Source organism: Alienimonas californiensis (genome assembly GCF_007743815.1).
Classification (GTDB): domain Bacteria; phylum Planctomycetota; class Planctomycetia; order Planctomycetales; family Planctomycetaceae; genus Alienimonas; species Alienimonas californiensis.
The window spans coordinates 1,939,622-1,953,566 of the sequence record NZ_CP036265.1; the positions used below are offsets into that span (position 1 = coordinate 1,939,622).

General features: G+C 70.6%; 11 protein-coding genes. 3 read left to right on the forward strand and 8 right to left on the reverse strand.

What is annotated here, in order from left to right:
* Window positions 1-84 precede the first annotated feature (84 nt).
* A complete protein-coding gene (locus CA12_RS07455) occupies window positions 85-1,896 on the forward strand; it encodes a vWA domain-containing protein (protein WP_165700611.1) in 1,812 nt (603 codons plus the stop codon).
* Between the two features lie 5 nt (window positions 1,897-1,901).
* On the opposite strand, the gene CA12_RS07460 is transcribed toward CA12_RS07455, so the two are convergent.
* The 3 genes from CA12_RS07460 to CA12_RS07470 all read right to left on the reverse strand — a co-directional run bounded on the left by CA12_RS07460 (window position 1,902) and on the right by CA12_RS07470 (window position 4,876).
* Window positions 1,902-2,567, reverse strand: a complete 666-nt coding sequence (locus CA12_RS07460; protein ID WP_145358240.1) for a Uma2 family endonuclease — start codon at window positions 2,565-2,567, stop codon at window positions 1,902-1,904.
* Between the two features lie 133 nt (window positions 2,568-2,700).
* Window positions 2,701-3,657 (reverse strand): hypothetical protein, encoded by a 957-nt coding sequence (locus CA12_RS07465; RefSeq protein ID WP_165700612.1) that lies wholly within the window; start codon window positions 3,655-3,657, stop codon window positions 2,701-2,703.
* Between the two features lie 46 nt (window positions 3,658-3,703).
* Window positions 3,704-4,876 carry an isocitrate/isopropylmalate dehydrogenase family protein gene (locus CA12_RS07470; protein ID WP_145358244.1) on the reverse strand — a complete coding sequence of 391 codons (1,173 nt, stop codon included), beginning with the start codon at window positions 4,874-4,876 and terminating at the stop codon, window positions 3,704-3,706.
* 151 nt (window positions 4,877-5,027) lie between these two features.
* Between CA12_RS07470 and CA12_RS07475 the strand changes: the two genes are divergently transcribed.
* Window positions 5,028-6,335: a hypothetical protein gene (locus tag CA12_RS07475; RefSeq protein ID WP_145358246.1), complete on the forward strand. Its 1,308-nt coding sequence runs from the start codon at window positions 5,028-5,030 to the stop codon at window positions 6,333-6,335.
* 48 nt (window positions 6,336-6,383) lie between these two features.
* On the opposite strand, the gene mog is transcribed toward CA12_RS07475, so the two are convergent.
* From mog to CA12_RS07495, 4 genes are all read right to left on the reverse strand, one after another.
* Window positions 6,384-6,881: a molybdopterin adenylyltransferase gene (gene mog / locus CA12_RS07480; RefSeq protein ID WP_145358248.1), complete on the reverse strand. Its 498-nt coding sequence runs from the start codon at window positions 6,879-6,881 to the stop codon at window positions 6,384-6,386.
* A 103-nt stretch (window positions 6,882-6,984) separates the two neighbouring features.
* Window positions 6,985-7,812, reverse strand: a complete 828-nt coding sequence (locus tag CA12_RS07485; protein WP_145358250.1) for a citrate/2-methylcitrate synthase — start codon at window positions 7,810-7,812, stop codon at window positions 6,985-6,987.
* Window positions 7,813-7,916: 104 nt separating this feature from the next.
* On the reverse strand, window positions 7,917-10,121 hold the full coding sequence (locus CA12_RS07490; protein ID WP_145358251.1) for a diguanylate cyclase: 2,205 nt from the start codon (window positions 10,119-10,121) through the stop codon (window positions 7,917-7,919).
* Window positions 10,122-10,188: 67 nt separating this feature from the next.
* Complete coding sequence (locus CA12_RS07495; RefSeq protein ID WP_145358253.1) at window positions 10,189-11,763, reverse strand: hypothetical protein; 1,575 nt, start codon at window positions 11,761-11,763, stop codon at window positions 10,189-10,191.
* Between the two features lie 327 nt (window positions 11,764-12,090).
* Between CA12_RS07495 and CA12_RS07500 the strand changes: the two genes are divergently transcribed.
* Window positions 12,091-13,143 (forward strand): HDOD domain-containing protein, encoded by a 1,053-nt coding sequence (locus CA12_RS07500; protein ID WP_145358254.1) that lies wholly within the window; start codon window positions 12,091-12,093, stop codon window positions 13,141-13,143.
* A gap of 109 nt (window positions 13,144-13,252) precedes the next feature.
* Here CA12_RS07500 and CA12_RS07505 read toward each other — a convergent pair whose 3' ends face one another.
* A complete protein-coding gene (locus CA12_RS07505) occupies window positions 13,253-13,918 on the reverse strand; it encodes an HAD family hydrolase (RefSeq protein WP_145358256.1) in 666 nt (221 codons plus the stop codon).
* Window positions 13,919-13,945: the final 27 nt, after the last annotated feature.

Genomic DNA, 13,945 nt, shown 5'->3' on the forward strand with positions numbered 1-13,945 from the left:
CACAAGAACTCCATGCAACGCTCCCTCCTGGTCGACCGACTTCGTGACTCATGGCGTCCGGCTCGGGCTCCCGACCGGCGGGGGGTGTTCACGCCGATCGCGGCGGTCTGCCTGTTCGCGGTGTTGGGGTTCGTGGCGCTGGGCGTGGATCTGGGGCTGATCTCCCTGACGCGGGCGCGGATGCAGTTCGCCACCGACGCCGCCGCCCTCGCCGCCGTGCACGAGCTGGCGGACGTCGTCGCCGAGGGCGAGGACCCCGGCGCGCTGGACGCGGAGATGGCCGCCCGGGCCCGCGCGATGGCCGTGAAGGTCGCCGGGATGAACGAGACCTTCGTCGACGGGGATCTCGACGTGCGGCTGGGCCGGCGGGTGTACGACGGCGACCTGGGCCGCTACCGCATCCAGTGGGGCTCGGCTCCGTATAACGTCGTGGAGGTCGCGGCTCGCAAGGAGAACCCGAACACCTCCGCCCCGGACGGGCAGATGCCCGCGTTCTTCAGCCGGATCTTCGGGCTGACCGGACACTCCTTTCGGGTCTCCAGCATCGCTTATACCGAGCCCCGCGACCTCGTGCTGGTGCTCGACTATTCCGCCTCGATGAACGACGACAGCGAGTTCCCGGCGTTCAACCGCCTCGGCGAGGCGGAGGTGACCGAGAACCAACTGGAGATCTACGACGCCCTCGGCCTCAGCGACGGCCTGCTGCCGGACGAGCCGGAGCGGGTCACGCTGCACGGCGTGCCTGAAGATACGCGTCGCCGCATTCCCCACATCACGTTCACCCCGGGCCCTTGGGGCGGGCGGGTCACCAGCACGGCCGACATCGACCGCCTCTGGGTCCTCGACAGTTCCGGCCGGTGGACGCAGCACAGTAACGTCGGGAAGTCGCACACGTTCTCCACGAGCGGCTACCGCGTCGAGGAGGTGCGGGTCCTTTCCTGGAGAAACGACCGGGACTTCGGCGAGTACGGCGAGCGGATCGTCTTCAACACCGCCAATACCCTGAAGGGCCTGGGGCTGGACGGCGTGAACTATCCCTTCCCCGGCGGCAGCTGGGCGGAGTTCTTCTGGTTCATGGAGCACACCAACACCGCCTACGCGGCCGGTCAACTGATGGAATACGGTAAGCCGGGGCTGGTCAGCTACATCCTCGCCTATCACCCCAGCCACGCGGCCACGCCCACGCTATGGCGGGCGCCGGCCCAGCCCTTCCACGCCATGAAGGAGGGCGTGTCGCAGTTGACGGAGTACCTCGGCAGCCTCGGCTACGGGGACCACCTCGGCCTGGTCAGCTACGACACCACCGCCCGTTGGGAAACCCGCGTGAACGACCCGGCCGCCGGCATGGTCGCGGACGTCACCGGCGACCCCATCACCATGGACTACGCCGCAATTGACACGATCCAGCGGCACCGCCAGGCCGGTTATTACCAGTCCACCACCGGCCTGGGCGACGGCGTAAAGGAGGCCCAACGGATGCTCGCCGAGCACGGCCGCTACGGCGCCCGGCCGACGATCCTGGTGATGACGGACGGCAACGCCAACGTCAGCCCCAGCGGCTTCTCCCTCCCGGGCGACTGGGATTGGGACGAACTCACGGACTTCGACGGCGACGGCGCCGCCGACTACACCACCAACGACCGTCACAAACAGTACGCCTTCTATCACGCCCGCGAGGCGATTAACGAGGGCGCCACAGTGCACACCCTCAGCGTCGGCGCCGGGGCGGACGGGGCTCTGATGAACGCCATGGGCTACGCCGGCAACGGCGTGCACATCGACGTCCCCGGCGGCAACAGCTCCGAGGATAACGAAGAATTATTGCGGGAGGCCTTCCGCAAAATCGCCGCCCGCGTCCCCCCGCCCCGCCTGATGCTCGACCGCGACGCGGACTGAGCGACCTAATTCGCTCCGCCGTGCTCCCCCGGGCGCACGGCGGAGCGCCATTCTTTGAGCAGGTCGAAGTGCTCCGCCTCGTCCCGGCGGGCGATCAGTTCGGCGGCAAACGCGACCGGGAACCCCGGCAATTCACCGCTCTCCGCCGCGACTTCATAACCCTCGTCGCCGTTCCGACGGTGGACGGTCAGCGTCTCGTCCGCCCAGACCCACACCTCCGGCACCCCGAGGGCCGCGTAAATCGGCAGCTTGGCGACGCCGAGGCTGGTCACGTCGACTTCGACGCACAAATCCGGCGGCGGATCGCCGGCTTGCAGGTCGATCCGGTTTCGGTCTCTCAAATTGGGCAGGGAGGCGACGTAGTAGCACAGGTCCGACTCCAACCCCCGCTGAAGGTCCGCCCGGCTCTGCGTGAGACTGCCGACGCCCCGCACGGCGATGCGACGTTCCTCGGTGAAGGCGGCGATCAGCAGGCCGAGCCACCAACCGACAGATTCATGCAGCGACCCGTTGGGCATCTCGATCTCCAGCAGGCCGCCGGCGGGGCCGTCGTAGGTCAGCTTGACGTGCGCGTTCTCCGGCTTGGCCCGCATAGCGACGTACTCGTCCCACGTCACCCCCCGTAGCACCGTCGGCCGCCGGGGGGCGGGTCGCTTGTCAAGCTGCGGCATCGGACGGCTCCTTGATCGAGAGAGGATTTGTGCCGGGCGTCATGCTCTCACGCCCCGGCGGCGTTAACGGACGGGAGGGGTGAGATTGAGAGTGGCTAGGTATTGATCCAAGAAGTGGACTCACGCCGCCTGCTCACTCTACGTCTCGCCACAAAGGGGGGCCTCCTCTGCTCATGAACTGCGTCATCCGCCGGGGCCATACTCGGGCGAAGTGATATAAGTCTTCGCCAAACGGGCCTCCGGCCACCCACACTTGGACATCGTGGGCAGAACCTCCTAGCAGACCGCCCATGTAATCGCCGAATCTATGGATGTCCGTGGCGTGACTTTCGAACTGAATCAGTAAGACACGTCGACCGTCCCCTTCATGATTCCGTAGCTTTGCCAACTTCTCCTTTAGCAGGCCGCGATCGCATGTGACGCGATCGTCTCCGCCTGCCAAATCACTTCCCTCCGTCAGCCGCTGGCATAGACCGATCTTACTGTCAGCGTCGACAATGGACCCGGCGGCGAGCTTTGTCACGCTTGCGGTAAAGCTCACCTGCAATTCTTTGAACCACTCAGCGGCAAGAGAAATCTCTTCGCTCTGAGAGCCGCTCGATCCAGAATCAAACTTCGCCTCCCACGGCTCAGCACTGGCAACGGCATTCTTGAACGCCGAGACTATCTGCGGCCTAATCTTCGCGAGGATCTGCTTTTTGAGGCCTTTCGACTTGAAGCCGGAGAGGTTGCGAACTCCATCAGGGGACAATGAAAGCGTGAATAAGTGGCCCTTGGGTAGGCCAAGTTCGCCGGCAACGTCATTAAGCGAAAGCCCTTCAACGAGTTCGCGAAACTTAAGGCTAATCTTGCGTTCCCGCGGGACGACGTCTAGGCTCGTATGTTCAATGAAGAACGGCTGGTTATCTAAGCTCTTCAGGGCATTCGTGACGGCATCAATCGCCTTCGGCTTATCTTTGTTCCGCTGGCCGCCGGTCTCCTTATCCGGCTGACTCACGATCTGGAGACCCGGCAATCCGTGCTCAGTGAGATACTGCACGAACGCTTCAACGCACCGAACATCGGGGCGGTCAGCATCGTTCGGCATCACTGGCAAGGATTGTGGGGTCCAGTGGGCAGGCCCTGCACGCAGTTCTCTAAATCGCCGCAATAATCGCGTCGGCCATTTCGCTGGTGCCGACGGCCGACGGGTCGTTGCGGTCGGCCTTCAGGTCGTAGGTGACGTGCTTGCCCTCTTCGATCACCTTGGCGACGGCGTTGTCCAGGGCGGCGGCGGCTTGGTGCTCGCCGAGGTGGGCCAGCATCATCTTGCCGGAGAGGATCAGCGCCGTCGGGTTCACCTTGTTCTGGCCGGCGTACTTCGGGGCGCTGCCGTGGGTCGCCTCGAAGATCGCGCTGTCCGGGCCGATGTTGGCGCCCGGGGCCACGCCCAGACCGCCCACCAGACCGGCGCACAGGTCGGACAGGATGTCGCCGTACAGGTTCTCGGTCAGCAGGATGTCGTACAGTTCCGGCTTCTGGACGAGCTGCATGCACATGTTGTCGATCAGGCGCTCGTTATATTTCACGCCGGACGCGTCGATGCCGGTCACCAGGGCGTCCGGCTCCACGCCCTCTTTTTCCTCCTCCCACTCGAACTGGGCGCCGCAGGCCAGGGCGACGGCCCGGGTGCGGTCGTACCACAGGCCGTCAGTGAACTTCATGATGTTCGCTTTGCAGATGGACGTGACCGTCTTGCGGCCGTTGTCCACGGCGTATTGGAACGCCGCCCGGGCGATGTCCCGGGTGCCGGGGTGGGAGATCGGCTTGATGCTGATCCCGGTTTCGGCCGGCGGGGTGTTGATCTTCTTGCCGGGGGCGCGGGCGTTGATCGCCTCGATAATTTCGTTCGTCGCCTGTTCGCCGGCCCGGAACTCGACGCCGGCGTAGAGGTCCTCGGTGTTCTCCCGCACGACGACGAGGTCCACCGGGATGTGCTCGTACATCGTCCGCACGCCCTTGTACTGCTTGCAGGGGCGAATGCAGGCGTAGAGGCCCAGCTCCTGCCGCAGGAACACGTTGACGCTGCGGAAGCCCTTGCCGATCGGCGTGGTGATGGGGGCCTTGAGGGCGACCTGGTTCTTGCGGATGGACTCCATCACGCGGTCGGGCACGCCGCCCTCGGCCTCGATGACTTCGATGCCGCAGGCCTGCTCGTCCCAGTCGATCTTGCCGCCGTGGGCCTCGATCGCGGCGTCCACGCAGCGGCGGGTGGCCTGGGCGATCTCGGGGCCGACGCCGTCGCCGGGGATCAGGGTGACTTTGTGCATCGAAACTTCGGCGGGATACGGTCGGAAACGGAAGGCCGGGGAGGGCCTGGGCGGCCGGGCAGGATACCGACGGGCGTGCGGCGTTGCGACCGCCCCGCCCGCGGCGAACGATGGGGCTCTCGCCCGCCCGCCGCGCCCGCCGGAGCTTCGCATGTTCGCCCCCCCGCTGTCCCGCCGCACCTTCGTCGCCGGCTCGCTGGCCGGGGCCGCCGCCCTCGCCCGGCCCCGCCGCGGCCGGGCCGCGGAGGGCGGCGTGCAGAACGCCCGCGTGCCGGTCCGCAAGCTGACCGGCGGGCCGGCCCACCACTGGTTCGGGTACTACGACAAGCTGCAGTTCAGCCCGGGCGATCAGTTCGTGCTGAGCAATTCGGTCGACTTCGAGGGCCGCAGCCCGACCGCGGCGGATTCGATCGGCGTCGGCTTCGTGGACCGCACGACCGACGACGGCTTCCGGGAGATCGGCCGGTCCGCCTCCTTCGGTTGGCAGCAGGGGTGCATGTTGCAGTTCCGCCCGGGGCACGGGGACGAGATCGTCTGGAACGACCGGGAGGGCGACCGCTTCGTCTGCCGGCTGCTCGATCTGTCCCTCGAACCGACGGACGGCCCCAGCCTCCGCACGATCCCCGAGCCGATCTACACCCTCGCCCCGGACGGCAGGACCGGCATCAACGCCGATTTCCGCCGGATCAACGACCTCCGCCCCGGCTACGGCTACGCCGGCCTGCCGGACCCGCACGCGGACGAACTGGTCCCGGGCGAAAGCGGCGTGCGGTCGGTGGACCTCGACAGCGGCGAGAGTGAATTAATCTTCAGCATCGCCGAAGCCGCCGCGATCGAGCCCCGGCAGTCGTCGATGGACGGGGCGAAGCATTATTTCAATCACCTGCTGTACAGCCCGAACGGGGAGCGGTTCATCGTGCTGCACCGCTGGCGGCCGGACGGCGGGAAAGGCGGGTTTCAAACCCGCATGTTCACGGTGAACGCCGACGGGTCGGAGCCGTACGTCCTCGACCCCAGCGGTTCGACGAGTCACTTTATCTGGCGCGACCCGGAGCATATTTGCGCCTGGACGAAGCCCGCCGGGAAGGAGTGGGGTTTTTATCTGTTCAAGGATCGAACGGACGAGGTGACGCCCGTGGGGCCGGAGAAAATGCCGGTCAACGGCCACAACACCTACCTGCCCGCCCCCGAGGGCTCGCCGTGGAAGACGGGCGAGTGGATCTTGAACGACACCTATCCGCAGGGCAAAGGGCGGCTGCAAACGGTGTATCTCTACCACGTGCCGACCGGGGAGCGGTTCGACCTCGCCTCGTTCCACAGCCCGCCGGCCTATCAGGGCGAATGGCGCTGCGACACCCACCCCCGCGTCAGCCGCGACGGGCGGACCGTCTGCGTCGACAGCCCGCACGAGGGCGGCCGGCAGCTTTATGAACTGGACATCACGGGGATCGTGGGCTGAACATAGAACCGCGACCGTCAGGGAGCCGGCTCCCTGACGGTCGCGGTTCTAAACGTCCGCGGGCCGGTTGTCCGCAATCAATTTCAAACAGTGCGGCACCGCCCCCCAGACGGCGCCGAGGCACTGCGGGATCGCTTTGGGGCTGCCGGGGAGCGTGAGAATGAGGGCGTTCCCCCGCACGCCGCAGGCCTGACGGGCGAGGATCGCGGTGGGCACCTCGTCCCAGGCGTCCGCCCGCATCTTCTCCGCGAAGCCGGGCAGTTCCTTGTCCAGCAGGGGGAGAATCGCCTCGGGCGTGACGTCCCGGGCCGTCGGGCCGGTGCCGCCGGTGGCGATGATCAGGCGACAACCTTCATTGATCAGGTCGAGCACCGCCTCGCGGATCTGCGGCGGTTCGTCCGGCACGACGCGGCTGTGCGGCTCCCAGCCGCCGGCGTGGTCGGCGAGGTTCGCCTCGCAGAAGTCCCGCACGGCGGGGCCGCCGCGGTCTTCATACACCCCGGCGGTCGCCCGATCGGAGACGGTGAGGATGCCGACGCGGAGCATGGTGCGGAAGGGTTCGTGAGCCCGAAACGCAAGCGAGGTGAACGACGTCCATCCTGCGATCGACCGTCGAAACCCTCGCTTGCGCTTCGGGCTCACGGACGAGTCACCGTTCGCTCAGCGGCTCGAACAGGCGTTCGGTGGGGCGGTCGTAGGTGACGGTGGTTTCGACGTGGCCGCCGGGGGCGTTCTCCAACTCGCGGAGTTGCTCCATGGCGTGGGCGGCCCAGACGGGGACGCGAGCCACGCAGCGGGCGACGGCGCTGGTGACGTCCTCCTGATCGGTGATCGTGTCCCCGCCGCCGGGGGGGCCGTCGCCGTTGCACAGGGCGGCGGTGACCACGCCGTACAGGTCCGCCCCGCGGGCGGCGGCGAGGCGGGCGGCGAAGACGTCCGGGCTGGGGGCGGGGTCCGCGGCGAGGACCATATCCGCCATGAACGCCACCTCCTCCGCCTCGGTGGGCGTCTTGCCGGTCAGCAGGCGCACCAGGTCCGCGGAGAACGACAGTTCCGGGTTCGCCTCCGGCTGTTTGCCGTTCTTGAAGAACCGGGTGGCCGCGAACACCAGCGGCAGGCGGGCCATCAGGTCGACGGCCTGGATGCGGAACGCCGCGGGGCCGGTCTGGCCGGCTTGGGCGTCGAACTCGCCCAGCAGGCTGACCACCGTGCGGAGCGTCTGCCCCGGGGTGACGTGCAGGGGCAGTTCTTCGGTGAGGGCCCGGATGATCGGGGGGACCTCCGCGGCGCAGGTCAGCAGGGTGCGGAAGTCGGCGAGGTGGTCCGGGTCCGGTAGGGTCTCGTGGAGCAGCAGATAGGCGACGTCCGCAAACGTCCCGCCGCTGGCGGCCTCGGAGAGGCGATACCCGCGCACGTCCGCGGCGTCTTCCCCGCGGCAGAGGGCCGTGTGCAGGTGGGCGGACAGGCCGACAGGCATGGGGGCGTTCGAACCGGAAACGGACCCGCACAGTCTGGCGAACCCGCCCGATCGTCGCCACCGGGAGGCCCCCCGCCCCGCGGCTCAACGCGGGCGCCGCGGGATTATTTCCACTGCCCCACGTCGCTCTGCCCCGCGGCGAGGTAGGCCCGCAGGTCGCGGGCGACTTGGCCGCTGCGCTCCTCCCACACCGCTCGCTTCACGCCCCAGCCGAGCGGCGTGATCACCAGCGTCACGTCGTTCAGCCCGGCGGCGCTGCGGGTCTTCATCAGCTCCGCCCCGACCTTCACGCGGACCTCCACAGGGCAGTCGTCGCGGCGGCGGCCCCAGCGGCCGGTCAGGCCGGCGTGGCCCAGTTTGAAGCGAATCTCGGAGTCGGTGACGCTGATCGCCCGGGCGGCGTGGTCCTCCAGGAAGCCGCGCATCTTGTGCGTGACCATCGACGCCGCCAGGCAGGCCTGCACCGTCTGTTCGAGGCGAAAGCCCCCGCCGGCGGCGGCGCCCCGGAAATCGGCGACGCGGTCCCGCCGCTCGGCGGCGGCGGGATCGGCGCCGTCGCGGCGCTGGGCCTCCGTCAACGCCGTCACTTTGTTCCGGCCGGTGTCCTTGGAGAGGTACAGGGCCGCGTCGGCCCGCTGAACCAGCGATTCGACGGTGTCGCCCGGCTCCGCGGCGGCGACGCCGAAGCTGGCCGTCGGGCGGGGCTGGGAGCGGCCGTTCACCTTCGTCTCCGCGATCACCCGCCGCAGGCGGTCGGCCCGTTTGGCGGCGGCGGCCAGATCGGTCTGCGGGCAGACGACGACGAACTCCTCCCCGCCGTACCGGCCGACCGTCTCGCCGCTGTAGCACTCCGCTTTTAACAACGTGGTGAGGTGCTTGAGCACCTCGTCGCCCACGCCGTGGCCCCAGGTGTCGTTGATCGATTTAAAGTGGTCCAGGTCGAGGAACATCACCGCCAGCGGGCGGCCTTCCTCGCGGCTCTCCCGCAGGGCGCGGGCCAGGCGGGACTCCAACTCCCCGCGGTTCGCCACGCCGGTGAGCGGGTCCCGGGTCGCGGCCCGCCGCAGCTCCTTATATTCCCGCGGACGGGACAGCGGACGGTTCAGGTTCCGATAGATCTCCGCCACCCCCCGCACCCCGCCGTCGGAGTCAGTCAGGTGGAAGACCTGCACCTCCACGTCGACCCATTCGTCGGCGTTCGCGCCGGCGCCGGGGCGGCCGTTCGCTCCGGCGCCGCGGCGGACCTTCACGGTCTCCGCTAGCGGGCGGCCGGTGGACAGCATGCGGTCCAGCGGCCGGTCGCCGTCGGACAGCGGGTTGCCGTCGGCGTCCGCGAACTCCAGCGTGCCGGCCGTCCGGATTTCACCCCGCAGGTCGCTCGCCCGATGACCCAGCAGGCCCTCCAGCCCGGGGCTCCAGACGGTGCAGCGGAGGTCCGCGTCCAGCAGGCAGAAGCCCTCGTAAAGCGTTTCCAGCAGGGACAGATAGCCGAAGATATGGCAGAACCGCACCGCCCGCAGGGCCGAGGCGGGGTCGGACCCGGTCCCGGCGCCCTGGGCCGGGGCGAGCAGTTCGTCCAGGGCGGAGGCCTCGCCCTGGGTCCGCACCCAGCGGTCGAGATTGTCGAGGATCGTCGGGTCGTAGCGGTGCGAGGTGCGGCCGGACAGCGCCTTGAGCGCCGCCTCGTGCGGGTAGCCGTCGCGGTACGGCTGGGCGGTGCGGAGGGAGTCGTAGGCTTCGCAGAGGCTGACGATGCGACCGGGCAGGTCGTGGACCTCGCTGCGGGCGTCGTCGTCCGGGTCGTCCTCGGCGCCGACGCGGGCGATCACGGCGAGCAGGTCGTCGCTGGCGCCGCAGGCCTGCAACACCGTCGAGCAGATGCCGCGGTGCAGGTCCATCAATTCGGCCTCGTCGGTGCAGAGCGGGCCGGGCTTATAGAGGATGTTGTCCGGCACGCCGATTTTGCCCACGTCGTGCAGCAGGGCGGCGGTTTCGACGACGGCCAACGCCGCCCCGCCCACGCCCAGCCCGCGGGCGACCCCGCCGGCCAGCCAGGCGGCCCGGTGCGAATGGGTGAGGGTGCGATGGTCCCGGTGCCGCAGCGCGTCGATCAGCGCGTTCCGGCAGACCGCGGCGATCGGCGCCCCCGGGGGGGCGCCGCCGGGCGGGCGGAGGTCCATCAGGTCCATCAGGAGCCGCGGCGAATCCGTCGGCCGCGGCGGAGCCGACGCGGCGGCGGCGGTGCGGCCGCGGTTCTGGACGGCCAGTTCCGGGGCGAGCGGCGGCGGGGCACTGAGGAGGACGGACATCGGGGCGTTCTTCCAGAAGGGCGAGGGGGGCGCCGGCGGGGAGCCGGGGGAACCGGCGGGGAGCCGGTCAAATGGCGGCGCAGGCCGCCTCCGAAGCGATGCGGCGTTGCGGCGGGCGCCGCGGCGGGCCGTCGGACGACCCGCCGACGAGCGCTCCCGCCAGCAGCGGGTGCCGGCTGAGCACGTCCTGCAGGGCGGCGGCGGCGTCCGCCAGTTCCTGCCGCTCCGCCCGGGCGGCGGACAGTTCTCCGGCGGCGGTCCGGGTGCGGGCGGCGACCGCCCGCGTGGCGGCGTCCAGGGCCACGGCCCGCTCCTCCAGCGCCGCGTCCCGGTCGGCGAGGTCCGTCTCCCGTTCCTCCAACTCCGTCTCCCGATCGGCCAGTTCCGCTTCGCGGTCGGCCAGTTCCGCCTGACGGTCAATCAGTTCGGCGTCGCGTTCGTTTAGTTCAGCGTCGCGGTCGGCGAGGTCGGCGGCCCGTTCGGCCAGATCCGCTTCGCGCTCGGCGAGGTTGGAGGCGCGTTCCGCCAACGACGCTTCCCGGGCGCTCAGGGAGGCGTCGCGGGCGGCCAGCGCCGCCTCCCGCCGGGCCAGCGTCGCCGCCGACCGGGCCATGCCGCCCCCCGCGACCGCGTGCTCGCCCCCCGTGACGGCAATCTCGCCCCCCGTGACGGCAATCTCGCCCCCCGCCCCCGACGCCCCCGGCGTCCAGTGCGTGAGGCCGCCCGGAGCGGCGAAGGGGTCGGTCATCACCGCCGGCAACGTGTCGCCGAACGGGTCGTTGAAGGAGTCGCCGAACGGGTCGCCGAACGGGTCGCCGAACAGGTCCGACGGCGGGGCGTTCGGCGGGGCGACCGGCTTCGCGGAGGCGGCGTCGGTCGCCGCCTCGGCCTGCCGTGGTCTGAGCGGTTCGCTCGCCGGGCGTTCTTCGCGGGATTCGTCGACGGCGGCTTCGGGGTCGAAGTCGTCCTCGTCGAAGTTCTCCGCGGCGAACCCGTCGTCGAGGGCGCCGACGGCGGCGAGGCGGTTGTCGTCGCCGCAGGCTCCCAGCGGGCCGCCGTCGGAGACGTCCACGCCGCGGCCGGGGTCGGGGAACGCCCCGAGGTGCAACCGACTGAGCAGGCCGAAGTCGCGGCGGATGCCGATGCGAATCGGCGGGCAGGCGCCGGCGGCGGCCTCGGCGGCGGTCAGGGCGCTGAGCACCGCCCGATGCCCGCGGATGGAGCGGCTGCCGGAGGTCTCGTCCGCCACCGCGGCCGCCGCCGCCAGCGCCGCGTAGGCGGCGTTGGCGGTCATCGCCACGCTCCGGCCGGTGGGGTTGAGGTGCGTGCCGCCCGCGTATTGCCGGCCGTCGGCGTCGCGGTCCTCGTCGCCGCGGCCCAGGCGGGCGACGGTGGCGACGATCACGTCCTCGGCGGCGGTCAGTTCGCGGGCGGAGACGGCCTCGCCGGCGGCCACCTTGGCGGCCGGCCGCAGGGCGCGGCGAACCGCCTCCCCACAGCCGAACGCCGACGGCATCCCCCCGCTGGCGCCGGAGTCCGGCAGGCAGCGCCGGGCGGCGCGGGCGGCGCAGCGGTGAGCGTAGGCCACGACGGCCCGGAGCGGCAGCGTTTTGATTTCGTCGCCGGTCGGCAGGGCGGGCATGACAGCGGCAGGAGAAGCGGGACGGGGCTCCCTCCGAGGGAACCGGGACTGACGCGACCGTAGGCCCGATTTCTCCGCCGCGCCGGGCGGTTCGCCCGCCCGCCGGCTCGTCGGCGACCGGCCCGGCCGAACGGCCCCGGCGACCGGCATCTTCGGCGCCGCGGCGAGGGCCTCGGGCGGTTCGCCCGATCCCCGCACGAGGAGTTCGCGCCCCGCCCGCGGTTTCGACCTACCCCTTGACTGACGCCGTCCTCCGCCGAGGCCGGTCGGCTCCCGTCGGCGTCGCCGCCGTCCCCGCGGCTTCCTCCCTCCCCCGCCGTTCGTCTCATGATCGCCGCCGCCCCCTACCGTCCCGATCGCCCCGATCCCCGGCACCGCGCCGTGCCGCGGCCGCACACGGCCCCGCACCCGTCGGCACGCCCCGCGGCGGATCCGGCGAAGCTGGACGCCTACCTCTCCTCCGTGGCGGAGTTGCAGGCCGGCGACCTGGCCTCCCGCCGGCTGCTGGCCCTGACCGGGCAGGAGGATTACGACATGCGGGAGCTGGTCCGCTGCGTGGAGTGCGATCCGGCCCTGACCGCGAAGCTGCTGCGGGTCGTCAACGGCGCCCGCTACGGCCTGCGGCACCGCGTGACCGGCGTGCGACGGGCCGCCGCCTACGTCGGGCGCCGCAGCCTGCGGCTGTTGGCGGTCACCTTCAGCCTCGCGGACCGCTTCAGCCCGGACAAACCGCTGCACGCGGCGGTCTGGCGGCGGGCGGTGGTCAGCGCCGCGGCGGCCGCCGAACTGGCCAAGGGGGGCAGCGGCGAATCCCCCGCCGCCGACGAGGCCTACACCGCCGCCCTGATCTGCGATTTAGGGGTGATGCTGCTGGGCGGCTTCGATCCGTCCGTCTATCCCGAGCTGCACCTCAGCACGCCGCACGGCCCGGACCTGCTGGCCGCGGAGCGGGCGCGGTTCGGCCTCGATCACGCGGAGCTGGGCGGCCGGTTCCTGTTGAAGTGGGGGCTGCCGGAGGAACTGGCGAACGCCGCCGGCGGCCATCACCTCGAACCGCACGAACCCGGCCCGGACGGCGACCCGCCGGCGGCGCTGGACGTGGTGGTGCGGATCGCCGACCGACTGGCCGACGCCATCCTCGACCCGACCGCCGACCGCGTGGAAGCGGTCGACGCCCTGGTGCGGGAGTGGTTCCCCGGCCGTTCGACCGGCCGTCTGCTGGCCGGCGTCCTGAGCGCCGCCGCGGAGGACGCCGACCTGTACCCCGGCGTCTCCGCCCCGGACCAGGTCGCCACGACCACGGCCTGGGCGGAGCGGCTGAACTGCCCCGAACTGACCCTCGCCGCCGCCCGCCCGGACGCGCTGACCGCCATGCGGTAGGCCGTCGTACGGCGGGGCGGAGGCTTCGTCCGGTTCACCGCCGCTTGCGGTTTCGCGGAGGCGCCAGGTCCTTCGTCCCCGCAAAACCGCAGGCGGTCGTCGGAACGCCTCAGCTCAACCCCAACGCCCGCAGCACCGCGGGGGTGTCGGAGAGGTCCTCCAACAACAGGTCGGCCCCGCACTCGGCCAGTTCGTCCCGCGAATAACTCCCGGTCGCCACGGCGAAGGTTTTCGCCCCGACCGACTTGCCGCAGGTGACGTCCGCGGGGGTGTCGCCGATCACCCAGACCTCGTCCATCCCCGGCGGCAACACCTCCACCGCGGCCCGGGCGACGTCGTTGCGGTCGGGGGAGTGGTCGCCGTATCCGCCGACGGACAAGTCGAAATATCGGTCCAAATTGAAGTGCGACAGCTTCGTCGCCGCCCCCCGGGCGAAGTTGCCGGTGAGCAGCCCGAGCAGCACGTCCTCCCGGGCGGACAGCGCCTCCAGCAGCGCCGGCACCCCGGGCAGCACGCGGCCGTCGCCCCCCGCCAGCACGCCGGGCAACGCGGCGAGGTAGGCCTCCTGAAAGACGCGGTGGCTCTCCGGCGTGTGCTCCGCCTCGTGGGCGGCGTGATATTCCCCGGCGATGGCCGTGTCGGTTCGGCCGTGGAAGGAGACGTCGTATTCCTCCAGCACCGACCCGAACGCGGCCCGGGCCGCCGCCGCCATCGCCGGCCCGCCGGACCCGGCCAGCAGCAGGGTGCCGTCAATATCGAATAATAATGCGTGCATGGGGGGACGAGTTGAGAACCGCGACCG